Annotated in this window: 21 protein-coding genes; 13 read left to right on the forward strand and 8 right to left on the reverse strand. The window is 68.2% G+C overall.

The features are described 5' to 3' along the window. Positions 1 to 1,431, reverse strand: a complete 1,431-nt coding sequence (locus FQ137_RS03080) for a sugar porter family MFS transporter (protein ID WP_149291079.1) — start codon at positions 1,429 to 1,431, stop codon at positions 1 to 3. A 182-nt stretch (positions 1,432 to 1,613) separates the two neighbouring features. Here FQ137_RS03080 and FQ137_RS03085 point away from each other — a divergent pair, with 182 nt between their 5' ends. Continuing rightward, complete coding sequence (locus tag FQ137_RS03085) at positions 1,614 to 1,988, forward strand: SgcJ/EcaC family oxidoreductase (protein ID WP_149291080.1); 375 nt, start codon at positions 1,614 to 1,616, stop codon at positions 1,986 to 1,988. 80 nt (positions 1,989 to 2,068) lie between these two features. Next, positions 2,069 to 2,350 (forward strand): Lrp/AsnC family transcriptional regulator, encoded by a 282-nt coding sequence (locus FQ137_RS03090; RefSeq protein ID WP_149291081.1) that lies wholly within the window; start codon positions 2,069 to 2,071, stop codon positions 2,348 to 2,350. 24 nt (positions 2,351 to 2,374) lie between these two features. Here FQ137_RS03090 and FQ137_RS03095 read toward each other — a convergent pair whose 3' ends face one another. The 3 genes from FQ137_RS03095 to FQ137_RS03105 form a co-directional block, all read right to left on the reverse strand. Beyond that, positions 2,375 to 3,442, reverse strand: coding sequence for a 2-dehydropantoate 2-reductase (locus tag FQ137_RS03095; protein WP_149291082.1), 1,068 nt, complete (start codon positions 3,440 to 3,442; stop codon positions 2,375 to 2,377). Positions 3,443 to 3,515: 73 nt separating this feature from the next. Further along, the gene (locus tag FQ137_RS03100) at positions 3,516 to 4,190 is read right to left on the reverse strand and encodes an SDR family oxidoreductase (protein WP_149291083.1); all 675 of its coding nucleotides are present in this window, start codon (positions 4,188 to 4,190) and stop codon (positions 3,516 to 3,518) included. Positions 4,191 to 4,199: 9 nt separating this feature from the next. Then, positions 4,200 to 4,688: a MarR family winged helix-turn-helix transcriptional regulator gene (locus FQ137_RS03105; RefSeq protein WP_149291084.1), complete on the reverse strand. Its 489-nt coding sequence runs from the start codon at positions 4,686 to 4,688 to the stop codon at positions 4,200 to 4,202. A gap of 112 nt (positions 4,689 to 4,800) precedes the next feature. Here FQ137_RS03105 and FQ137_RS03110 point away from each other — a divergent pair, with 112 nt between their 5' ends. Next, the gene (locus tag FQ137_RS03110; protein WP_149291085.1) at positions 4,801 to 5,613 is read left to right on the forward strand and encodes an alpha/beta fold hydrolase; all 813 of its coding nucleotides are present in this window, start codon (positions 4,801 to 4,803) and stop codon (positions 5,611 to 5,613) included. Between the two features lie 19 nt (positions 5,614 to 5,632). Here the strand turns inward: FQ137_RS03110 and FQ137_RS03115 are convergent, their stop codons facing one another. Further along, positions 5,633 to 7,762: a PhoX family phosphatase gene (locus FQ137_RS03115; RefSeq protein WP_149291086.1), complete on the reverse strand. Its 2,130-nt coding sequence runs from the start codon at positions 7,760 to 7,762 to the stop codon at positions 5,633 to 5,635. Between the two features lie 204 nt (positions 7,763 to 7,966). Here FQ137_RS03115 and FQ137_RS03120 point away from each other — a divergent pair, with 204 nt between their 5' ends. The 5 genes from FQ137_RS03120 to FQ137_RS03140 all read left to right on the forward strand — a co-directional run bounded on the left by FQ137_RS03120 (position 7,967) and on the right by FQ137_RS03140 (position 12,858). Next, complete coding sequence (locus FQ137_RS03120) at positions 7,967 to 9,022, forward strand: ABC transporter ATP-binding protein (protein WP_149291087.1); 1,056 nt, start codon at positions 7,967 to 7,969, stop codon at positions 9,020 to 9,022. A gap of 276 nt (positions 9,023 to 9,298) precedes the next feature. After that, positions 9,299 to 10,567 carry an ABC transporter substrate-binding protein gene (locus FQ137_RS03125; RefSeq protein ID WP_149291088.1) on the forward strand — a complete coding sequence of 423 codons (1,269 nt, stop codon included), beginning with the start codon at positions 9,299 to 9,301 and terminating at the stop codon, positions 10,565 to 10,567. A 117-nt stretch (positions 10,568 to 10,684) separates the two neighbouring features. After that, the gene (locus FQ137_RS03130) at positions 10,685 to 11,674 is read left to right on the forward strand and encodes a carbohydrate ABC transporter permease (protein ID WP_149291089.1); all 990 of its coding nucleotides are present in this window, start codon (positions 10,685 to 10,687) and stop codon (positions 11,672 to 11,674) included. Then, on the forward strand, positions 11,671 to 12,627 hold the full coding sequence (locus FQ137_RS03135) for a carbohydrate ABC transporter permease (RefSeq protein WP_255583497.1): 957 nt from the start codon (positions 11,671 to 11,673) through the stop codon (positions 12,625 to 12,627). The genes FQ137_RS03130 and FQ137_RS03135 overlap by 4 nt, the downstream gene beginning before the upstream one ends. Positions 12,628 to 12,633: 6 nt before the next feature. After that, complete coding sequence (locus FQ137_RS03140) at positions 12,634 to 12,858, forward strand: hypothetical protein (protein WP_149291090.1); 225 nt, start codon at positions 12,634 to 12,636, stop codon at positions 12,856 to 12,858. A gap of 15 nt (positions 12,859 to 12,873) precedes the next feature. On the opposite strand, the gene FQ137_RS03145 is transcribed toward FQ137_RS03140, so the two are convergent. Then, positions 12,874 to 13,674: an LLM class F420-dependent oxidoreductase gene (locus FQ137_RS03145; protein ID WP_149291091.1), complete on the reverse strand. Its 801-nt coding sequence runs from the start codon at positions 13,672 to 13,674 to the stop codon at positions 12,874 to 12,876. Positions 13,675 to 13,723: 49 nt separating this feature from the next. Continuing rightward, on the reverse strand, positions 13,724 to 14,866 hold the full coding sequence (locus FQ137_RS03150; RefSeq protein ID WP_149291092.1) for an acyl-CoA dehydrogenase family protein: 1,143 nt from the start codon (positions 14,864 to 14,866) through the stop codon (positions 13,724 to 13,726). Positions 14,867 to 15,002: 136 nt separating this feature from the next. Between FQ137_RS03150 and FQ137_RS03155 the strand changes: the two genes are divergently transcribed. The 4 genes from FQ137_RS03155 (at position 15,003) to fadD5 (ending at position 20,142) form a co-directional block, all read left to right on the forward strand. Then, positions 15,003 to 16,499 carry an aldehyde dehydrogenase family protein gene (locus tag FQ137_RS03155; protein ID WP_149291093.1) on the forward strand — a complete coding sequence of 499 codons (1,497 nt, stop codon included), beginning with the start codon at positions 15,003 to 15,005 and terminating at the stop codon, positions 16,497 to 16,499. Positions 16,500 to 16,505: 6 nt separating this feature from the next. Next, a complete protein-coding gene (locus tag FQ137_RS03160) occupies positions 16,506 to 17,597 on the forward strand; it encodes an oxygenase MpaB family protein (protein WP_255583498.1) in 1,092 nt (363 codons plus the stop codon). 121 nt (positions 17,598 to 17,718) lie between these two features. Continuing rightward, positions 17,719 to 18,510 (forward strand): enoyl-CoA hydratase, encoded by a 792-nt coding sequence (locus FQ137_RS03165; RefSeq protein WP_149291094.1) that lies wholly within the window; start codon positions 17,719 to 17,721, stop codon positions 18,508 to 18,510. A gap of 39 nt (positions 18,511 to 18,549) precedes the next feature. After that, positions 18,550 to 20,142, forward strand: coding sequence for a fatty-acid--CoA ligase FadD5 (fadD5, locus tag FQ137_RS03170; RefSeq protein ID WP_149291095.1), 1,593 nt, complete (start codon positions 18,550 to 18,552; stop codon positions 20,140 to 20,142). Between the two features lie 110 nt (positions 20,143 to 20,252). Here the strand turns inward: fadD5 and FQ137_RS03175 are convergent, their stop codons facing one another. Beyond that, positions 20,253 to 20,963: a GntR family transcriptional regulator gene (locus FQ137_RS03175; RefSeq protein ID WP_149291096.1), complete on the reverse strand. Its 711-nt coding sequence runs from the start codon at positions 20,961 to 20,963 to the stop codon at positions 20,253 to 20,255. Positions 20,964 to 21,413: 450 nt separating this feature from the next. Between FQ137_RS03175 and FQ137_RS03180 the strand changes: the two genes are divergently transcribed. Beyond that, positions 21,414 to 22,214: a crotonase/enoyl-CoA hydratase family protein gene (locus FQ137_RS03180; RefSeq protein ID WP_149291097.1), complete on the forward strand. Its 801-nt coding sequence runs from the start codon at positions 21,414 to 21,416 to the stop codon at positions 22,212 to 22,214. The last annotated feature ends 5 nt before the right edge of the window (positions 22,215 to 22,219 follow it).

The raw sequence follows: 22,219 nt of genomic DNA on the forward strand, positions 1-22,219 counted from the left end.
CTACATGTCCTCGAGCGAGCGTCCGGTCGTCTCCGGGATGAACTTGGCCACGAACAGTAGGGACAGCAGTGCGGAGACGGCGTAGAAGCCGTAGGTGAACGTCAAGCTGAATTCGGCCATCGGCGGGAACGCCGTGGACACGACGAAGTTCGCCAGCCACTGCGCGGCCGCAGCGAGTCCCAGCGCCGCGGAACGGATGCGGTTGTTGAACATCTCGCCGAGCAGCACCCACACCGCCGGGCCCCAGGACATGCCGAAGAACACGACGAAGGCGTTGGCGGCGATGAGCGCAGTCAGCCCCTGAGTGTCACCGAGCTGCGGGGCGAGCTCGCCGTCGGCGCCCGGTCCCATGGTGGCGGTGCTGAACATCACGGACATGACGGCCAGCGAGATCGTCATGCCCAGGGAGCCGGTGATGAGAAGCTTGCGTCGACCGATCCGGTCGATGAGCGAGATCGCCACGATCGTCACCACAATGTTCGTGATGGACGTGATGACGGTCTGGGTGAGCGCGTCCGCCTCGGTGAAACCGACCGACTGCCACAGCGAGGTGGAGTAGTAGAAGATCACGTTGATGCCCACGGCCTGCTGGAAGACCGACAGGATGATGCCGATCCACACGATGGGCAGCAGGTTGACCCCGCCCGGCTTCACGAGGTCGCGCCATGACCGCTTTTGGTCGGCGCTGACCGTCGCGCTGATCTCGCGGATCCGGTTATCGACCCCGCCCCGTTGGATGGACCGCAGGACCTCGCGTGCCCGGTCGACCAACCCTTGGCCCACGAGGTAGCGGGGAGATTCGGGGATCGTCAGCGCGAGCACTCCGTAGGTCGCTGCGGGGATCACCTCCGCCCAGAACATCCACCGCCACGCCGCCGCTCCCAGCCACAGCTGCTCGATCGCGCCGCCCGCCACGCCTGCCAGCCACGCATCCGAGAGCAGGGCGACAAAGATGCCGGAGACGATCGCCAGTTGCTGCAGCGACCCCAGGCGGCCGCGGATAGCGGGCGGGGCGACCTCGGCGATGTAGGCCGGGGCGATCACGGAGGCGGCCCCCACCCCGAGACCGCCGACGATGCGCCAGACGATGAGGTCCCAGGGGCCGAACGCGAACCCGGATCCGAGCGCGCTGAGCGCGAACAGGACCGCCGCGAGGATCATCACGCGGGTGCGGCCCCACCGATCGGCCAGACGCCCGGCGAGATACGCGCCCGCGATGCAGCCGAGCAGGGCTGATGAGACGACGAAGCCGGTCAGGCCGGCGTTCATCTCGAACGTCCCCTGGACGGCGTCCACCGCGCCGTTGATGACTGCGGTGTCGAAGCCGAAGAGGAAGCCGCCGAGTGCGGCGACCATCGAGATGATCACCACCCGGCCAGTGTGGAACGACTCCTCCTCGGAGGGTCGTGGAGAGCTCTGCTGTGTGGACATGGCGTACCCCCGCTTCCGGGCCGGTCACACCTGCTCCAGGTGGTGACAGGGAGCGTAAACATGTGAACCGAGTGATGCAAGTCACGAACGAGGCGATTGTTCCGCCCGGTCCGACCCAGACCACGAGAACACGTTCTAGGCTCGGGGTGCACCTCGTCGTCGTCACCGAAAGGGCCACCGCCTTGAGCGCCTCACCCGAACAGATCCGTTCCACCGCCGACTCCTACATCGCGGCACTGACCGCCGGCGACCTCGAGGCCGTGATGGCCCTCTACGCGGAGGACGCCACCGTCGAGGACCCGGTCGGCAACGGCACCGTCCACGAGGGCAAGGCGGCCATCCGCGAGTTCTACTCCTCCGTCGTGGCGATGAAGATCGACGGCGAGGTGCTCGAAGCGCGCGTGTGCGGCAACGACCTGCTGTTCAACTTCGAGATCACCACCCACTTCGGCGAGGGCGCCAAGGCCACCATCAACGTGTGGGACCTCATGACCCACGACGAGCAGGGCAAGGTCGCCTCGATGCGCGCCTACTGGACCCCGGAGAACATGAGCTGATCGTCGATCGGGTCCATCGTGGAGGAACTGGCCCGGGATCAGGGCGCGCACCGTTCGCCCGCTCCATTAGCCTTGAGGCCATGATCACCGCAATCGTCTTCGTCCACGCCGAGACGGCGCGGATCCCGGAGGTCGCCGGGGCCATCGCCGAGATCGACGGTGTCTCCGAGGTGTACTCGGTCACCGGCACGATCGACCTCATCGTGCTGGTGCGTGCCCGGCGCAACGAGGAAATCGCCGACATCGTCTCCGACCGTCTCAACAAGGTCCCCGGGGTGCTGGACACCGAGACCCACATCGCGTTCCGGACGCAGTCCAAGCACGACCTCGAGGCCGCGTTCTCGATTGGTTACGAGGACTGATTGTCAGGTCGGTTGGCCGGTGATCTACTGCAACCTGGCCAGCCGGCGGGCTCGGCGCCGGGCCCGCTTCAGCTCCGTGAGTAGCTCTCGACCCGTCCACAACCGGCGGTCCTCGCCCGCCTCCTCGGCTTCGTGCACGAGCTCGACGATCCTGGCGCAGGCGGGAGCCTCCTGTCCGAGCAGGCGGGCCATCTTCACGACCTTGCCCTGCAGGACGTCGATCTCGGTGGGCCGGCCGCGCATGAGGTCGTCGTTCATGGACGACGTGCCGTCGGCGTCGACCCGTATCACGGCGCGGGCGAGGCGGCGGAACAGTGGGGTGGGCAGGCGCATCACCACCGGTAACGCGGTGGGGGGCACGGCGAGCGGAACCCGCGGCACCACCCCGGCCGCGGTGAACACCCGGTTGGCCTCGGTCTGACACAGGGCTACGCAACGCCGCAGGTCCCGGTCCAGCAGTTCGGCCCGCAGCGGCAAACCGGACAGCGCCTGGACGGCGTTGTTGAGGTTGAGCAGTACCTTGCCGTGCAGGACGGCCTGAATGTCGTCCGTCGACCGCACCTGCAACCCGGCCGCCGTCATGGCACGGATGAGCGGGATCGCCAGCGGGTTTTCGGCCAGCCGGATCACCCCGGTGGACGTGCGCCGGTAGGTGGCCGGTCCGGTACGGGCGACGTTGAACGGGACGACGCCGGGGATCACCGTGGTCGTGTCGAGCAACTCGCGGATGAGGTCGGCCGAGTGCAGGCCGTTCTGCAGGCCCACGACCAGAGTGTCAGGGCGCAGATACGGTCTGAACTCGGCGGTGGCGGCAGCGGTCTGGCCGGCTTTGGTGCATACCAGCACGACGTCTGACCGGCGGACCGCGTGGGGGGAGGTGGCCAGGGTGAGGGCGTCGGCGGGGATGTGGAGGCGATCCCGCTCGCCGTCGCCGGATTCCACGGTCAGGCCGACCGACCGGATCGGGTCGATGACCTGGTCGCGCCCGACCAGGGTCACGTCGGCGTGACTGGCGAGCCGGCCGCCCAGATAGCAGCCGACCACGCCCGCACCGATCACGGTGATGCGCAGGGGGGGATCCGGGCTGGCCATAATGTGATCGACGTTACGACACGCTCGGCGATACGGCGCGCGGATCGCGGTTCCTCTCAGCCGATTGGGTCTATCAGTGCGGGCGCGGCCGCAGGACGACCTCCGTGGGGTGCGAATCCGGGGTGGAGTCCAGCGCGTGCCGGACGGCGGTCGCCACTGATTCGGGGCGGAGGAAGGCGGTCGGGTCGTAGGTCCCGCCCTCGTCGGCGACGATCGCGCGCTGCATGTCGGTGTCGACGCGGCCGGGGTGGATCGAGGTGACGCGCAGTTCGGGTTCCTCGCCGCGGAGTGTGTCGGTCACGGCGCGGAGTGCGAACTTCGAGGCGCTGTAGGACCCCCAGCCGGGCTTGGCGGTGGTCCCCGCGCCGGAGTTGACGACGACGACGTGGCCTCGCGCCGCGCGAAGTGCCGGGAGCAGTGCCCGGGTCAGCTCGACCACGGCCAGCACGTTGACCTCGAACGCGCGGCGCCATTGCCCCGCGTCGGACTGGTCGATCCGGCCGAGGTCGGCGACCCCGGCACAGTGGACGAGGCCGTCGAGCAGGCCGATTCCGTCGGCGGCCCTGGCAACTCCGTCGGCGGTGGTGAGGTCGGCCTCCACCACCCGGGCAGAGGCGCAGTCAGCGGTCACCGCCCGCAGTGCCTCGGCGTCCCGTCCCACCAGGACCAGGTCGTGGTGGGCGGACAACGCGCGGGCGGTGGCCGCCCCGATCCCGCGGGAGGCGCCCGTGATCAGAACTGTGCTCATGCCCCGAGGCTAGACGGGATGACCGATCGGGTCGCCGTCGAACGCGTCGAGCAGGGCGGTGAGGGCGGGCACCGCCGACGAGAGCAGGTCGAGGTGCTCGGGGGACAGGTGCGACATCCGCTCGGCGAAGTCGCGGTCGCGATCGGCCAGAACCTGCTCGATGCGGGTGCGGCCCAGGTCCGTGAGGCGGACACAGACCCCACGGCGGTCGGAAGGATCCGGTGCACGCTCGACATAGCCCATGGCCTCGATAACGCTCACCGAGTTGCTGGTGGTCGGCACCCGGACGTTCTCGAGGCGGGCGAGGTCAGACATCCGCAGCTGCCCGTGACAGGCCAGAGTGTGCAGGATGGAGGTCTGTGCCCTGCTCAACGCGTACTGGGTGCTCTGCCGCCGGACCAGCAGGTCAAGGCGCAACAGGATGGGGCGGAACTGTTCGGCGAGCCCCAGAGCGGGCGCGCTCTCCCGTGCCACCGGATCACTCGTCGTCGTCTCCATGACCCCTGCCCCCTTGACACCGGCCTCCCCCCGGAGGCCTCGCGGCACCGAATCTAGGCCCAACTTCTCAAGTTGTGGGGCGTCACCTCCGCCGGTGGTGGACACTTCTCGCATGGTTTTGTATCACCAGATCACCGGGACCGGCCCCACCATCGTGCTGCTCCACGGTGTGTGCCACCGGGCGCACGCCTGGGACCCGGTGGTGCCGCTGCTCTCCGACCGGTTCCGAGTGGTGGTCGTGGACCTGCCCGGACACGGGAGGTCCGCGGACCTGCCGGATACCGGCGACGTGCTCGACCACGTCGTCGCGGAATTGGTGACCCTTCTCGAGGAGGTCGTCCCGGCCGGGGAGCGCCCGCACATCGCGGGCAACTCCCTCGGCGGCTTCCTCGCGCTCGAGCTGGGCGCACGTGGGTTGGCCAGTAGCGTGACCGCGCTCTCGCCCGCCGGGTTCTTCCGCTCGCAGGCCGAGTGGCGCTACACGGTCGCCGTCTTCCGGAGTCTGCGCCGGGCGGCCCGAGGACTAGGTCGGCACGTGCCCGTGCTCACCGAGCGCGCCGCCGGGCGCGCGGTGATGATGGCCGTGTTCTGCGCCCGACCATGGCGGTATCCCGCGGAGGCTGCGGCCATCGACAGTGAGGCGATCGTCTCGAACACCGTGCTCGATCGCGCCGACCGCCGCGCGTTCCTCTTCTCCGCACCCGTTGACGAGAACCTGCCGATCACGATCCGGTGGGGACGGTTCGACCTGGTTCTGCCTGTGCGGCAGGTCGCTCTCGCCACGCGCCTGTTCCCGCAGGCGAGGGTGGAGATCAGCGCCGATGGGCACGTCCCGATGTCGGACGACCCGGAAGGAGTCGCGGCCTCGATCGCCGCCTGCGCCGAGCGCGGCCTGGCGTACACGGGGGTCGGGAGTCGGGCCTGACGACCCGGCCCCCGGGCCGTCAGGATCCGAACCGGCCCGTCGTCAGGGAGCCGGAGCCGAGTGACCCCGAACCGAGGGGGCCGGTGCCCCCGGAGAAGCCGTTCCGCCACGCGACCACCGTCGACGGCCGCGGCTGCGAGGTCCCGCCGTCGGGCCAGTGCGAGGCCGGGTTCTCGATCGACGCACCGTCCTTCTCGCCGGGGTGCTGGACGTTGACGATCACCCGGTTCTCGAACACCAGCGGGCCGCACGTCTCGGCCCCGACCGGGACGGTGAGGAAGAGCGTGGTCCTTCCGCGGTCCGGGCCCTCGGTGGCCACCGAATAGAGGCCGTCGTTGAAGCCGAGGGCGTTGCCGTCGGTGGACACCCACAACCCGCCGGCCGGGTCGAACGCGACGTTGTCGGGGCAGGAGATCGGACTGACCTTGGACTTGTCGAACCCGCCGAAATAGGAGTCCGCCTCGGCCGGGTCGCCGCACACCAGGAGCAGGTTCCACCCGAAGGTGGTGCCGGCGTGGTCGTCGGTGATCTCCACGACCTGCCCGTGCTTGTTGTCATGCCGCGGGTTTGCCTCGTCCACGCCCGGGGCGGTGCGGCGGGTGTTGTTGGTGAGCGCCATGTAGACCTTGCCGGTGCTCGGGTTGGGTTCGACGTCCTCGGGGCGGTCCATCTTGGTGGCTCCCACCCGGTCCCCGGCCATGCGGGTGTACACGGCGACCTGCTCCGCCGTCATGCCCGGCACGTGCGAGACGGCGCTCCCGCCGGCGGCGACGGTCATGAGCGGGATCCAGGTGCCGGTGCCGTCGAACGCGCCGTCGGCGGGAAGCGCCCCTGAGCCGTCGATCTCCGCGGCGGGGGAGTTGCCGGCGAACGTTGCCACGTAGAGGGTGCCCTCGTCGAGGATCCTCATGTTCTCGGCCCGCGCGGCCGACGAGGTGCCGGGCGTGATCCGGCGGCTGGAGACGAACTTGTAGAGGTAGTCGAAGCGCTCGTCGTCACCGGAATAGGCGACGACCGTGCCGTCACCGGTCACGTGGATGCTGGCACCCTCGTGCTTGAACCGGCCCATCGCGGAGTGCTTGACCGGGGTCGAGTCCGGATCCCAGGGATCCACCTCGACGACATAGCCGAAGCGGTTGACCTCGTTGGGCTCGGCGGCCAGGTCAAACCGGGCGTCGAAATCCTCCCACCGCCGTCCCGAGCGGGAGACGGATACGCCGTAGCGGCGCAGGGCCTCGAGGCGCCCGGGGTCGGTGACGGCCCCTGCGGTGCCGAAGTACTGGTTGAAGTTCTCCTCGCCGGACAGCACGGTGCCCCACGGGGTGTGCCCGCCGGCGCAGTTGTTCAGCGTGCCCAGGACCCGCGTGCCGGTCGGGTCCGCGGTGGTCCGGGTCAGGGCACCGACGGCCGGGCCGCGCAGCTCGAACGGGGTAGTGGCGGTGATCCGGCGGTTGTACGAGCCCATGACGGGGTCGAGCCCGCCGTCGCCGGCGCGGCTGGCCAGCTCGACGACGGTCAATCCGTGGGCGGCCCAGGCGATCTCGACCTGCTCGCGGGTCGGCGCCGAGGGATCGTACCCGCGGAACATCGACGGCTCGGTCGTGTACTCGTGGTTGACGATGAGTAGGAAGCGCTCGTCCCGACCGTCCATCGGCAGCAGCACGGCCAGATCGCAGTTGAAGCCGTACTGCATGGCCTGCGCCGCGGCGGTCTGGTTCTCGAAGTCGAACTCCGGCGCCCCCGGCAGCACGGGGTCGCCCCAGCGGATCACCACGTCGCTGGTGTACCCGTCCGGGACCGTGACGGCGTCGGCGGTGTTGGGTGCGACCGGGGTGAACGACGTATCGATGGTGGCCCCGCCGATCGACCCGGTGGGGCCGAGCGGGCCGGCGGCGGACGAGCCCCGCGCCGCGGCGGTCGCGGGCAGTACCTGGCTGGCGCCCACCGCCAACGCCACGACCCCCGCGGCCTTGAGCGCCCCGCGGCGGCTGATCCGGGTGGCGATCTCGCCGAAGTAGGGGTTGGCGGTGGTGTTGGGCACCGGTGCGGCGCACTGGTCGCCGCACTTGTAGACGCAGGTCACGTGCTGGCGGTTGGAGATCCCCGGCGATGGGGTGCTGGCGATCGGGAGTAGGCGGCGGACGGACATCGGGGTCTCCTAGAGTTGTCGACAGTCGTAGTGGATGCATGCACGCTAGGGGCGCCGGACCACCGGCCGGCCGAGTCCGGACCACTCGCGGATGAACTCTGGGCACAGCGACGGTGAACTCCGCCCCGGCCCGCTACAGTCGTCGTGTTGCCCTCTATCTCGGATCGTCCGGCACGTTCCTGCCGGTGAAGGGAAAATCTGCTCATGGCCTCGGTGACCTTCGAGAACGTGTCCATCGTCTATCCGGGGGCCGCGCGTCGCAGCGTGGACCGCCTGGACCTGGAGATCGCCGACGGGGAGTTCCTCGTTCTGGTCGGACCCTCCGGCTGCGGCAAATCCACGACCCTGCGGGCCCTCGCCGGACTGGAGGACGTGGCGGCCGGCCGGATCCTCATCGGCGACAAGGACGTCACGGGGACAGAGCCCAAGGATCGCGACATCGCGATGGTGTTCCAGAACTACGCGCTGTACCCGCACTACACGGTCCGCGACAACATGGGTTTCGCCCTGAAGCTGGCCAAGGCCTCCAAGACGGAGATCGCCGAGCGGGTCGACCGCGCGGCGGAGATGCTCGACCTGGTGCCGTACCTCGACCGCAAGCCCAAGGAGCTCTCCGGTGGCCAGCGCCAGCGCGTGGCCATGGGTCGGGCGATCGTGCGCAACCCGCAGGTTTTCCTCATGGACGAGCCACTGTCCAACCTCGACGCCAAGCTTCGCGTGGCCACCCGCGCCCAGATCGCCAAGCTGCAGCGTGACCTGCACACCACGATGATCTACGTGACGCACGACCAGGTCGAGGCCATGACCATGGGCGACCGCGTCGCTGTCCTCAAGGACGGCATGCTCCAACAGGTCGACACCCCGCGCGAGCTGTACACCAACCCGGTCAACGCCTTCGTGGCCGGCTTCATCGGCTCGCCCTCGATGAACCTCTTCGACGCCCCAGTCGCCGACGGCACCGTGGATCTCCCGGGCTTCCGCGAGCCCGTGCCCGAGGGATCGGGGTCGAGGGTCACCGTCGGCGTCCGGCCCGAGCACCTCCGGATGGTCTCGGACGGCCACGGGCTGAAGGTGACGGTCGATCTGGTCGAGGAGCTCGGGGCGGACAGCTACCTGCACTGTTCGACCGGTGACGGCCACCCGGTGGTGTACCGCGCGGAATCGGGCGACCACCCGCGTAAGGGCGACACCATGTATCTCGAGGCGCTCGACGGCGAGGTTCGCTTCTTCGACGTGGAGTCGGGTCTCAGACTGCGCTGACCTCTCACCGCGCGGGAGTTCGACGACGGTGACACACAGGGCCAGGTGCAACAACCGTTGTTGCTAGAGTGTCGCCTGTGACTTCGCTTTCGTGACCATCACTTCATAATGCGGCGTCGTGTTGGCCATGTCATCGCACGTGGTCCCTCGCCACCGCCGTCCCGTGGGTTACGCTCAGCAGGTCCTCAGTGAGATCCGCGTCACAACGGCTCGGGTTCACTGCCCGTCGGCATACGCCGAAGGGAGCCGAGACACGACAGGTAGGAGAGAGAGCGCATGGCCGTTCACGGAAGGTTCCTCAAGGTGGCGGCGACCGCCTCCATCGTCGCCCTGGTATCCGCAGCGTGTGGATCGGGTGGTGACGAGTCCAGCGACCAGGCGGATTCCGGCACCTCGGGCGTCGGCCCCATCACCTTCGCGATGGGCAGCAACGACACCGACAAGCTCCGGCCCGTCATCGAGCAGTGGAACGCGGAGAATCCCGACCAGGAGGTCACCCTCCGCGAGCTTCCCGCCGAGCAGGACGGACAGCGCGACACGCTCACGCAGTCACTCCAGACCGAGAGTGGCGAGTACGACGTGTTCGCGCTCGACGTCACCGACACGGCCTACTTCGCGGCCAACGGCTGGCTGCAGCCGATCGAAGGTGACACTGAGGTAGACACCTCCGGCCTGATCGAGGCCGCTGTCGACTCGGCGACCTACAACGGCAAGCTCTACGGCGTACCCCAGAACACCAACGCCCAGCTCCTGTACTACCGCACGGACCTCCAGCCGGAGGCGCCCGCCAATTGGGAGGCCCTGGTCGCGTCCTGCGAGGCCGCCAAGGGTGCCGATGTCGACTGCCTGCAGACCCAGCTCAGTCTGTACGAGGGGCTGACCGTCGCCGCCACCCAGTTCATCCACAGCTGGGGCGGGAAGGTCGTGGGAGACGACGGGCAGACGCCCGAGCTCGACACCGACCAGGCACGTGAGGGCATGACCGCCCTCGTCGACGCCTACAAGAACGGCGTCATCGCCCCGCAGTCCGATTCGTTCACCGAAGAGGAGACCGCACAGGCCTTCCTCGCCGGCGAGACGATGTACTCCTACAACTGGCCGTACATGTACGAGTCCGGACAGTCCGACCCGACCTCGCAGGTCCAGGGCAAGTTCCAGGTCGCCCCGATCGTCGGCAAGGACGGGGCCGGGCAGTCCACCCTCGGTGGCTACAACAACGCGATCAACGTGTTCTCCGAGAACAAGGAGACGGCCCGGGCATTCCTCGAGTTCGTCATCTCCGAGGACGTCCAGATGGGCTTCGCCGAGCAGTCGTTCCCGCCGGTGCTGTCCTCGATCTACGACGACGCGGCGCTTCAGCAGGAGTTCCCGTACATGCCGGCCCTGAAGGCGGCGCTCGACAACGCGCAGCCGCGCCCGGTCACGCCGTTCTACCCCTCCGTGTCCAAGGCGATCCAGGACAACACGTTCGCCGCGCTGCGCGGGGAGAAGGACGTCGAGCAGGCTCTCACCGACATGACGGCAGCGATCAACCAGGCCAAGTGATCGACCACATCCGGTGACCGACGGTCACCGATACATGGCCGGTGGGCCCCGGGTAACGTTCCCGGGGCCCACCGGTCTCCGTGACGAGGGTGGGCGCGACGCCGGTGAGGAGCGACAATGACGACGAGCGAGAAGCCCGCGGCGCCATTGGTCGAGAAGAAGTTCGACTGGCGACCGGTATGGATGGTGGGCCCTGCCCTGGTCATCCTCGCTGTGGTGATCGGCTACCCGGTTATCCGTGCGGTGTACCTGTCCTTCATGGCCGATCGTGGTCTCGACCCCGCCACCGGCATGTTCTCCGACGGCGGGTTTGCCGGCGTCCAGCACTACCTCTACTGGCTCACCCAGGCGTGCCCGGCGCCCGGCGGGGACGGCACGGTCACCTGCCCGCCCGGCGTCTCGGCCGTCGACTTCTGGCCCGCCATGGGCAACACCCTTTTCTTCACCGTCACGACCGTCTCGCTCGAGACCGTGCTCGGCTTCGCCATGGCCGTGGTCATGGGCAAGAACATCTGGGGACGCTCGCTCCTGCGCGCCGCTGTGCTCGTCCCGTGGGCGATCCCCACCGCCGTCACGGCCAAGCTGTGGGCGTTCATCTTTGCCCCCAACGGGATCGCCAACACCATCCTGGGCACCTCCATCGCGTGGACCACCGACCCGTTCTACGCCCGCATTGCCATCATCGTGGCCGACGTGTGGAAGACCGCCCCTTTCATGGCGCTTCTCATCCTCGCCGGACTACAGATGATCCCCGGTGACGTCTACGAGGCGGCCCGCGTCGACGGGGCCTCCCGCTGGCAACAGTTCACCAGGATCACCCTGCCACTGGTGCGTCCCGCGCTCATGGTCGCGATCCTGTTCCGCACCCTCGACGCGCTGCGCATGTACGACCTGCCCGTCATCCTGGTGTCCGCCAACTCCAACTCGCCCACCGCGACCGTGTCGATGCTGGTGGTCAACGAGATGAGGATGGGCAACTTCAACAGCGCCTCCGCCATCTCGACACTGGTGTTCCTGCTGGTCTTTGCTGTCGCGTACATCATGGTGAAATTCCTCGGCGCGAATGTCGTGGAAGATCGCACGGGCACCAAGGAGGAGATCCGGTGAGCCACCGAGCGCCTGAATCGAGCACATCGCGGGGCATGCCGCCGACCTCGTCGTCGTCGATCCCCGGCCCCGCCCGCGCCGGCGCCGGCGCGCGGGACGACCAGGAGATCAGACCCCCGCGCAAGCCCCTCGGCCGTACTGTCGGCACGTATGTCGGCGCCCTGCTCATCCTCGTCTGGGGACTCGCGCCGTTCTATTGGATGCTCGTCACGGCGTTCCGGGACAACCGGTTCATCTTCTCCGCCAGCCCCGTGCCCTCGCATCTCACCATGGACAACTTCCAGGAAGCACTCGCCACCGACGCGGGCAACAACTTCCTCGGCGCGATCATCAACTCGGTGATCATCAGTTCGGTCACCACCGCCCTGGCGCTGACATTCGGGGTGTTCACCGCGTACGCGCTGGCCCGCGTCGACTTCCGCGGGAAGTTCTTCGTCACCGGCATCATCCTCGCCGCATCGATGTTCCCCGGCGTCGCGCTTGTCACGCCCCTGTTCCAACTGTTCACCGACATCGGCTGGATCGGCACCTACCAGGCGCTCATCATCCCCAATATCTCGTTCGCGCTGCCGCTGACCATCTACACGCTCACGTCGTTCTTCAATGACCTGCCGTGGGAGCTGGAGGAGGCCGCGCGCGTGGACGGCGCCACCCGCGGACAGGCGTTCATCAAGATCATCCTCCCGCTCGCCGCGCCAGCGCTGTTCACCACCGCGATCCTGGCCTTCATCATCACCTGGAACGAGTTCGTGCTCTCGCAGCAACTGTCGAACGGTTCGACCGAACCCGTCACGGTGGCGATCGCCCGCTTCTCGGGCGTCAACCCGTACATCCCGCCGCACGCGGCGATCATGGCCGCCGGAGCACTCGTCACCGTGCCGCTCGTGATCATGGTGCTGATCTTCCAGCGGCGGATCATCTCCGGCCTCACCGCCGGCGGCCTGAAGAGCTGACCGGCGGTGGCTCGACGCGGCGCCGACGCCCTGGCGTCCCGGCAGAAGCTGGAGGTGCTCGGCGGGTTCATCGGGTTCTTCACCGTGCTGGCGCTGGTCAACGCGGTGGGCCTGATCGCCACCGGGCGGCCGTCGATCTTCGCGTCGATCGTGCTGGTGCTCATGCTGGTGGCGTCGTGGCGGACCTACCGGGCGTGGCGCCGTGTCGACCGGGCGGTCACCCTGCGCTGACCCGGCGAGGCGGGGTCAGCGTCCGTCACGCCAGGCGACCAGCGACTCGACCAGGTCGAGCGGGTAGTCGGGACCGTTCAGCCCCACGGTGAACAGGGTGATTCCCTCCGCGAGCAGATCATCGGCGAGCCGCCGCGCGTCATCGGGTGACCTGGCGCCGCCGATCTCGGTCGACCGCTCGATCTCCCCGGGGTCGCGCCCCACGTCCGCGCAGTGCTTCGCGAGCACGCCCGACTTGTGGCGGTAGGTCTCCACGTCCACGAACGAGTGCCAGATGTCGGCGTGGCGGGCCACGTGGCGCAGGGTCTTCTTCTCCCCACCGCCACCGAGGAGCACGGGGATGTCCCGCGTCGGGGCGGGCGTGAGCGCGTCGAAGCGCTGCTCGATCCGCTCCAGTGAGTGCCCGAGGTCGTCGAGTCGCGAGCCCTTGGTGCCAAACGCGTACCCGTATTCGGTGTAGTCCCGTTCAAACCAGCCGCCGCCGAGCCCGAGGATGAGGCGGCCTCCCGAGATGTGGTCGACGGTCCGGGCCATGTCGGCGAGGAGGTCAGGGTTGCGGTAGGAGTTGCAGGTGACCAGGGCGCCGATCTCTACCCGCTCGGTCTGCTCTGCCCAGGCGGCCAGCATCGTCCAACATTCGAAGTGGGCGCCGTCGGGATCGCCGTAGAGCGGGAAGAAGTGGTCCCAGTTGAAGACCACGTCCACACCCGCGTCCTCGGAGCGGCGGACGGCGTCGCGGAGGAGGCCATAGTCGGGCGAGTGCTGAGGCTGGAGCTGGACGGCGATACGGACCGGGCGCGTCGGGGTCGAGGTCATGTGCCCCATTGTGGGGTGTGACGGCTCCACTTGCACCCGCCGCGGCTGCTCATAGCCCGAGCGTCTTACCGATGATGTCGCGCTGGACCTCGTTGGTGCCGCCGTAGATGGTGGAGACCACGGCCTGGCGGACGAGGCGCTCCATCCCGTACTCGGTGGCGTACCCGTACCCGCCCATGGACTGCATGCACTCCAGCGTCACGCGCTTGCTCAGCTCGGACGCCTTGAGCTTGGCCATTGAGGCCTCGCGCGGGAACAAGGCACCGGGGTCGGACTCATCGACCTTCTTGGCGACCGCGTAGACGAGCAGGCGGGTGGCCTCGATCTCGGTGGCCAGGTCGGCCATCCGATGGCGGATGACCTGGAAGGTACCGACGGGGCGGCCAAATTGTTCGCGTTCCTTGATGAACGCGAGGCAGTCGTCAAACGCGCGCTGGGCTATACCGAGCTGCATTGCGGCGAGGATGAGGCGCTCGATGTTGAGCCCGGTCATGAGCTGCCCCCAGCCGCCACCGACCTCGCCCACCACTGCGTCGGCGGGGAGCCGGACGTCGGTGAAGTAGAGGTCGTTGACCTCTTTGCCGCCCATGGTCTCGATCCCGGTGATCTGCAGACCTTCGATGTCGGCCGGCACATCGAACATCGTGATGCCCTCGTGCTTCTTGCCCGACGAGTCGGTACGTGCCACGAGCAGGATCCGGTCCGCGAAGTGCGCGTTGGAGCACCAGGTCTTCTGGCCGTTGATTACCCAGTTGTCGCCGTCGCGCTCGGCCTTGCAGCGCAGGGCGGCGACATCGGAGCCCGCGCCCGGCTCGGACATCGAGATGGACAGGGTTCCTCCGCTGACGACCAGTTCAAGGGCGCGCTTGCGCTGCTCCTCCGTTCCGAACTTCTGGAACGCGGCGGCCGTGATGAGGGTGGGGCCGATGCCGCCGATCGGGGCCAATCCGCGCAGTGAGTGCTCGAGCAGCAAGCACAGTTCCACGGCGCCGGCGTCGGAGCCCCCGTACTCCTCGGGGACGGTCAGCCCCAGCCACCCGAGTTCGGCCATCTTGGCGTAGATCTCCGGCGAGTGGGTCCCGCCCTCGGTGGTGAGCTCGCGCCGCTTTTCGATGCTGCCGACCTCACGGGCGCAGAAGTCATCGATTGATTTGGCGAAGTCGCGCTGCTCTTCGGTCAGGATGTCGAACACTTCTGGCCTCGGTCTTCTGTGGGTGGTCGTGCGGGCATCGGGAACTCGGTGTCAGGGGAGTGCACACTGGACTACTGTGAGCCGTATCACGCCACGCTACATCAAATATATGTGATCGGAAACGAGAAGACGTCAGATGACGACCACCGAGCCCCGCAAGACCGGACCCACGTTCGCGAGCCTGGACCCCCGCGACGGCACCGTCCTCGCCGAGTACCCGATCGCCGGGCCCGAGGAGGTCGAGCTGGCCGTGGAGCGCGCCCGTGCCGCCGCCCGCTGGTGGGGGGCGCAGGGCCCGCGGGGCCGCCGCGAATGGCTGCTGGAATACAAGCGGGCGATCTCGTCCAGAGCCCAGGAGTTGGCCTCCCTGGTGTCGGCCGAGACCGGCAAGCCGGACGAGGACGCGACGCTTGAGATCATGCTCGCCGTGAGCCACCTGGAGTGGGCCGCCAAAAACGCGGACAAGGTGCTGCGCCGCCGCCCCGTCGCGGCCGGGCTGCTCATGAGCAATCAGGCGGCCTACGTCGAATACCAGCCCTACGGCGTGGTCGGCGCGATCGGCCCCTGGAACTACCCGGTCTTCACCCCGATGGGCACGCTGTCCTACGCGATGGCCGCGGGCAACGCGGTCGTGTTCAAGCCCAGTGAGCTCACCCCGGGTGTGGGCGTCTGGTTGGCTGAGGTGTGGGACTCGCTCGGTGCCCCCCAGCCGCTCATCCAGACCATCACCGGCGATGGCTCGACCGGCAACGCCCTGTGCAAGGCGGGCGTGGACAAGCTTGCGTTCACCGGGTCCGCCGCGACGGGCCGCAAGGTCATGGCTGCCTGCGCGGAGACGCTCACCCCCGTCGTCATCGAGGGCGGTGGCAAGGACGCACTCCTCGTCGACAGGGACGCGGACCTCGACGCGGCGGCCGACCAGGCGGTGTTCGGTGCGATGGGCAACGCGGGCCAGACCTGCACGGGTGTCGAGCGGATCTACGTCCATAAGGACGTCTACGACGCGTTCGTCCAGAAGTTCACGGCCAAGGCCCGTGCGCTGGCCCCGGGAAACCTGGTCTCTTCCAGCTACGGGCCGATGACCCTGCCGGGGCAGGTCGACATCATCCGCCGGCATGTGAAGGACGCGATCGCCCGCGGTGGGAAGGCCGTCCTCGGTGGCGAGGAATCGGTGGGCGAGAAAATCGTCGAGCCGGTGGTGCTGGTCGATGTCCCCGAGGACTCCACCGCAGTCACCGACGAGACCTTCGGCCCGACCGTTGTCATCAATCCGGTCGCGGACCTGGAGGAGGCCGTCGAGAAGGCCAACGCCACCCGATACGGACTCGGCGGCTCGATCTTCACCGGCGACAAGAAGCGGGGCCTGGCCCTGGCCGGGAAACTCGACGTGGGCATGGTGTCGATCAACTCGTTCCTCGCCTTTGCCGGCATCCCCTCGCTGCCGTTCGGCGGCTCGGGCGACTCGGGCTTCGGTCGGATTCACGGCGCCGACGGGCTGCGCGAGTTCGCCCGCCCCAAGGCACTCACCGTGCAGAGGTTCGCAGCCCCGCTCAATCTCATGACCATGACCCGCAAGCCGCGGGACATCACGATCGTCAAGTGGCTGCTCGCCAACGTCCAGGGAAAGTTGTGATGTGACATGACCGCCGCCGCGTCCAGCGACACCGTGTCGGGGCACACCGGGGACAAGGTGACGACGACGAGGGCTGCGCCCACCGACCGTCCCGCCATGCCCGGGGTGTTCGGACCTATCCCGGCGGACCTGGTCGCCGACACCGCCACCGAGCATCCCCTCACGGAGCGCGTCCCGCTCAGGCCCGGACGCTGGTACTGGCGAGACCTCATCGCGACGCTGGATCCGGTCGCGGACGCGGCAGAGATCCATCGCATCACCTCCGCGTACGAATTCCCGTGGGACTACCAGCGGGCACTGGAGCTCGCCCTCTACCGGACCTACTGCATCCCGAGCGTGTCGGCGGTGTTGGAGGAGGCGGGTGAGTTCCGGGACCATCCGCAAAAGAGGTATGACGATACGTCGCTACTCATGGCGGAACTGGTCGAGCACGGGTACGACTCGCCTCGTGGAAAAGAGGCGCTGCGGGTGATCAACCGCCAACACGCGCGATACGAGATTGCGAACGACGACATGCTCTACGTGCTGTCGACGTTCATCTACGAGCCGCTCGAGTGGATCGACGCCACCGGGTGGCGACGCCTGCACCCCACCGAACGACTCGCGGCGTTCCACTTCTACCGAGCTGTCGGTGAGCGCATGAATATCACGGGGATTCCGGAGGATATCGGCGAGTTCCGGCGCTGGCGTGACGACTACGAGGCCCGCACCATGCGCTACGACCGGAACAACGAGCTGATCGGCACCTACACGCTCGACCTCATGTGTTCCTGGTACCCCGCGGCGATTCGCCCGGCAGTCCGTGCGGTCGTGCTCTCGCTCGTCGACGAGGACATGACGCGGGCGTTCGGATTCCCGTGGCGACCGCCGGCCAGGCGCAAGGCAGCATTTGCGGCGCTGCGGGCGCGATCGAGGGTGGTGCGCTGGCTGCCGGTCCGCCGGCGCGAACTCGGGGCTCGCGGGACCGAGAACCGTACGTATCCCGGCTACCCGGAAGGCTACCGGCCCGCCGACCTCGGGGCCTGCCCGATTCGGGTCCGCGACCGATCGGACATCTGTCCAGTCCCGCACGGAGCGGGCGACAGAGCGTTAAAGTGACCTCACCAATCTCAATGCGAAAGCACTGGTCAACGAGTCTCCGAGGTGTGTCCCCGACAGCACCCACGAGGAGATCCAGCCGTGATCCGTACCCGTTGGTCACCACGAAGGAGATGAGCCGATGACCGCAACTGGACGCGATGCCGTCAGAGTTGAGCACGACGACCTCGGCGTCGTAACGATCAGCATTAACCGGCCGGATCGAATGAACGCCCTCGACCACCCCACGGTGAGCGCGCTGACCGAAGTCCTCATCGAACGCGGCACGGATCCGGGTACCCGGGTCATCGTGCTGGCGGGGGAGGGCGGGGCCTTCACCACCGGCGCCGACCTCCAAGCGATCAGGGAAGCGGGTGACGATGCGCCCAGCCCCGAGGCCACCATGCACGGGGCCGCCGCGCTGGTTCGCGCGGTGCTCACCGCGCCCGTCCCGGTGATCGCGGCCGTCACCGGGCCGGCGGCCGGGGTGGGCGTGTCGCTGGCCTTGGCCTCCGACCTCGTCTTCATGTCGGAGGACGCCTACCTGTTGTTCGCGTTTACCAACATCGGCCTCATGCCTGACGGCGGGGCGAGCGTGCTGCTGCCGGCGGCAGTCGGGCGGTCGATCGCTTCGCGCATGCTGTTGCGGGGCGACGCGGTCTCCGCGTCGGAGGCGCACGATGTGGGACTGGCGCTGGAGGTACACCCGACCGCGGACCTCATGCCCGCGGCCGTCAAGCTCGCCCGCCGATTGGCCCGGGGCCCGCGCCGCGCCCTCGAACTGACCAAGCGGGCCGTCACCGGGGCCACGTTGGCCGAGCTGGACGCCGCGTTGGTCCGTGAACACGAGGGCCAGTGCGAACTGCTGGTCTCGTCCGACTTTGCCGAGGGCGTGTCCTCGATCCTCGAGAAACGTCGCCCGAACTTCTCCTGACCCCTCCCGCCGCGCCCCACCCCACGAAAGGCCGAGATCATGACCATTGCCATGGACCCCATCGCCGAGCTCCATGCGGCACGCCGCAATAACTGGAACACGTGGGTCGCCACCCACGCCGAGATGAAGCCCGACGCGGAGGCCCTGCGCTTCCTCGGGCAGTCCACCACGTGGCGGCAGCTGCACGACCGCAGCAACCGCTTCGCCGACGCGTTGGCCCGCCGTGGCGTGGGCAGGGGCGACCGGGTCATGATCATTTCTCTCAACAACCCCGAGTTCGTCGAGGTCGTGCTGGGCATCAACGAGCTGGGCGCCATCGCGGTCCCGGTGAATTTCCGCCTCACCCCGGGCGAGCTCGCCTACCTGGTTAGCGACTGCACGCCGAAGGTCGTCGTCACCGATGCGCTGCTCGCACCGCTCGTCGGCGCCATCCGCGCCCAGGGCGAGGAGCCGGGGGACCACATCGTCATCGGCGGTGAGTCCGGCACCGAGGGCCAGACCGCCTATGCCGACGCGATCGCGGAGGAGGGCGAGTCTCACGAGCTGGTCGATGTCCCCGAGGACTCCACCGCGCTCATCATGTACACCTCCGGGACGACCGGTCGGCCGAAGGGCGCGATGCTCTCGTACGAGAACCTCACCGCCCAGTCCCTCACGTGCATTCGGGTGTTCCGACTGTTCGACGAGGAAGGTCGCTCACTGTTGGCCGCGCCGATGTTCCACATCGCGGCACTCGGTTCGATCGCGCCGGGTCTCCAGCTCGGCGGAGCGACGGTGGTCCATCCGCTGCAGGCATTTGATCCGGCCGCGGTTCTGGACACCCTCCAGGAGGAAAAGATCACCAGCGTCTTCCTCGTGCCGGTGCAATGGCAAGCCGTCTGCGCTGAGCAGCAGGCGCGGCCCCGTGATCTGGTCCTGAAGAACATCTCGTGGGGGGCGGCCCCGTCCACGGACACGATCCTGCGCGCCATGTCCGAGACGTTCCCGGACGCACTCAACTGCGCGGTGTTCGGCCAGACCGAGATGAGCCCCATCACCTGTGCCCTCGACGGTGACGACGCGATCCGCAAACTCGGCTCCGTCGGCAAGGTCATTCCCACCCTCCAGGCCCGGGTCGTCGACGCCTTCGGCGAGCCCGTCGGCCCCGGCGAGGTCGGCGAGATCGTCTACCGCGGGCCCACCACCATGTCCGGCTACTGGAACAAGCCAGCGGAGACCGCCGAGGCCTTCGAGGGTGGCTGGTTCCATTCCGGCGACCTGGTCCGTATGGACGAGGAGGGCTTCGTCTACGTCGTGGACCGCAAGAAGGACATGATCATCTCCGGCGGCGAAAACATCTACTGCGCGGAGGTGGAGAATGTCCTCGCCGGCCATCCACGCATCCGCGAGGTCGCCGTGATCGGCCGTAAGGACGACAAGTGGGGCGAACTCCCGGTGGCCGTGATCGCGCAACACGAGAGTGATGGTGGAGCCGACCTCACCCTCGAGGAGCTCACTGAGTGGCTCCGTGACAAGCTCGCGGGCTTCAAGATGCCCAAACACCTCGTCCACGTCGACGAGCTGCCGCGCAACGCGAGCGGAAAGGTTGTCAAGGGCACACTGCGCTCCGAGCACGGCACCGTCGGAGTCTGACCCACGCCGGTGTCGGCCGGGGAGTGTGCGTAATCCGAGGGGACACCGGACACGTCGACGTGTGTCCGCGTGAGCGAGCGGTGAGGATCAGTTGGTTGCTGAGGTGAGGCTCAAGCTTCGGCGGAGAGTGGCGGCTCGCGGTCCTCGTCCCAGACGCCGGCCCGCTCCAGATGCTCGATGAGCAACCTGGCGCCGTCGGCGAACTCGGCCTCGACGACATCGTGGGCGGCCTTGAGGTCACCCGCACGCAGCGCCTCGAGCATGCGGCGGTGATCCACCAGGGCGCGCGCCCGCCACTCGGGGTCCTCTGCGTACAGCCGGTAGGGCATGTAGCGGGCGGCGTTGGACAGGAACCTGGACAACTTGTCCGAGCGGGACGTCCGGTTGAGGGTTCGGTGGATCGCGTACTGGGCGTGCACCACGCCATTGGCGTCGCCCGCTGCGGAGGCGTCCTCGAAGTCGTCGATCAAGCGGGCGTGAAGGTCAAGTGTCGCGGCATCGTATCGGGTGATGGCCCGGTCGACGATCCGCTTGGACAGGTCCGTCTGGAGCCAGAAAATGTCCTCGATGTCCTGCCGACTCATCGGCGAGACCAGGTAGCCACGCCGCGGCACCAGGTCGACGAGCCCTTCCCCACGCAGGGTGAGCAACGCCTCGCGGACCGGGGTGACGCTCACTCCGAGGGCGGCCGCTGTCTCATCGAGTCGGATGAACTCCCCGGGACGGATCTCGCCACTCATGATCCGGGTGCGGACGTGATCGGCGACTTCCTCGGAAAGCTGTGGGCGTTGTCCGAGTCGTGTGGGGTCCACACCCGCCACCTCGTTTCACCAGAAGGAGCACCCGCGGGTGCTGGGACCGTCAGTCGAAATCAAATATATTCGCAGCGCCTTACGGTACCTCTGTCGGCGTTCGGGCGTCGCCTCACCCGACGGCGTCGTCGCAGCACGTCCCCCGTCCGAGGCGCGGCGGGGGATGTGCTGCGGGTTCGAGCTGCCGAGCTTCGGGTTCGTGCTGCCGAGCTTCGGGTTCGCGCTGCCGAGCTGCGGGTGCACGTTGCGCGGGCTGAATGGACCACTCCCGCAGCGCAAGTCCTCGTGAACCGAGCACACCGGACGCGCAATCGAAACGGGTAGCGGATCCGGCGCTGGGTGCGCTGCCGGAGTGCTCGCACTGCCGACCGCGCCACGGCCCGCACCGGCAGGAAACGTAGCCTGACCGAATTGCGCTGAGGCGCTGCGCGAAGGGCCCCGTCGGGCGAGACTGGGCGAATGACCACTACAGAGAACCGTCCCGCCGTCCGCACCGAGCGCCGGGACCACGTCCTGCTCGTAACGCTCGACCGCCCGGAAGCCCGCAATGCCGTCAACGGCGAGGTCAGCATGCTGCTGGGCAACGCGCTGCACGAGGCGGACACCGACCCCGAGATCCGGGTGGTCGTGATCACCGGCGCAGGCGAGCAGTCGTTCTGCGCGGGTGCCGACCTCAAGGCCATCTCCCGCGGCGAGGACATCTTCCCGGCGGAGAACCGGCAGTGGGGATTCGCGGGAATGATGCAGCAGTACGTGTCTGTCCCCGTGATCGCCGCAGTCAACGGCACGGCGCTCGGCGGGGGCTGCGAGATCGCCCTGGCCTGCGATCTCGTGGTGGCGGCCGACCATGCTGTGTTTGGACTGCCGGAGGTGCGACGCGGGCTCATCGCCGCCGCCGGGGGTGCGTTCCGACTGCCGGAGCAGCTGCCGCACCGGGTGGCCATGGAGATGATCCTCACCGGAGAGCCGATCACGGCCGAGCGGGCGCTCGAACTCCATCTGATCAACCGGGTCGTCTCGGCCGATCGGCTGCTCGACACCGCGCTCGGACTTGCCGGCACCATCGCGTCCAACGCGCCGTTGTCGGTTCAGGGCAGCAAGCGCGTCGCGCTCGGGATCTCTGGCGGCGAGCGTCCCGCGGAGGTCAACAAGTGGCAGGTCAGCGACGCGGAGATGATCACGGTCATGAGCTCCGAGGACGCGGCGGAGGGGCCGCGGGCGTTCGCCGAGAAGCGCGCCCCGGTGTGGAAGGCGCGCTGAACCGG

It is taken from the genome of Dietzia sp. ANT_WB102, from assembly GCF_008369165.1.
GTDB lineage: Bacteria > Actinomycetota > Actinomycetes > Mycobacteriales > Mycobacteriaceae > Dietzia.

Coding starts and splice junctions, on each gene's coding strand:
- FQ137_RS03080 (WP_149291079.1), bottom strand. CDS start 1,431: ATGTCCACACAGCAGAGCTCTCCACGACCCTCCGAGGAGGAGTCGTTC.
- FQ137_RS03090 (WP_149291081.1), top strand. CDS start 2,069: ATGATCACCGCAATCGTCTTCGTCCACGCCGAGACGGCGCGGATCCCG.
- FQ137_RS03095 (WP_149291082.1), bottom strand. CDS start 3,442: ATGGCCAGCCCGGATCCCCCCCTGCGCATCACCGTGATCGGTGCGGGC.
- FQ137_RS03100 (WP_149291083.1), bottom strand. CDS start 4,190: ATGAGCACAGTTCTGATCACGGGCGCCTCCCGCGGGATCGGGGCGGCC.
- FQ137_RS03105 (WP_149291084.1), bottom strand. CDS start 4,688: ATGGAGACGACGACGAGTGATCCGGTGGCACGGGAGAGCGCGCCCGCT.
- FQ137_RS03110 (WP_149291085.1), top strand. CDS start 4,801: ATGGTTTTGTATCACCAGATCACCGGGACCGGCCCCACCATCGTGCTG.
- FQ137_RS03115 (WP_149291086.1), bottom strand. CDS start 7,762: ATGTCCGTCCGCCGCCTACTCCCGATCGCCAGCACCCCATCGCCGGGG.
- FQ137_RS03120 (WP_149291087.1), top strand. CDS start 7,967: ATGGCCTCGGTGACCTTCGAGAACGTGTCCATCGTCTATCCGGGGGCC.
- FQ137_RS03125 (WP_149291088.1), top strand. CDS start 9,299: ATGGCCGTTCACGGAAGGTTCCTCAAGGTGGCGGCGACCGCCTCCATC.
- FQ137_RS03130 (WP_149291089.1), top strand. CDS start 10,685: ATGACGACGAGCGAGAAGCCCGCGGCGCCATTGGTCGAGAAGAAGTTC.
- FQ137_RS03145 (WP_149291091.1), bottom strand. CDS start 13,674: ATGACCTCGACCCCGACGCGCCCGGTCCGTATCGCCGTCCAGCTCCAG.
- FQ137_RS03155 (WP_149291093.1), top strand. CDS start 15,003: ATGACGACCACCGAGCCCCGCAAGACCGGACCCACGTTCGCGAGCCTG.
- FQ137_RS03160 (WP_255583498.1), top strand. CDS start 16,506: ATGACCGCCGCCGCGTCCAGCGACACCGTGTCGGGGCACACCGGGGAC.
- FQ137_RS03165 (WP_149291094.1), top strand. CDS start 17,719: ATGACCGCAACTGGACGCGATGCCGTCAGAGTTGAGCACGACGACCTC.
- fadD5 (WP_149291095.1), top strand. CDS start 18,550: ATGACCATTGCCATGGACCCCATCGCCGAGCTCCATGCGGCACGCCGC.
- FQ137_RS03180 (WP_149291097.1), top strand. CDS start 21,414: ATGACCACTACAGAGAACCGTCCCGCCGTCCGCACCGAGCGCCGGGAC.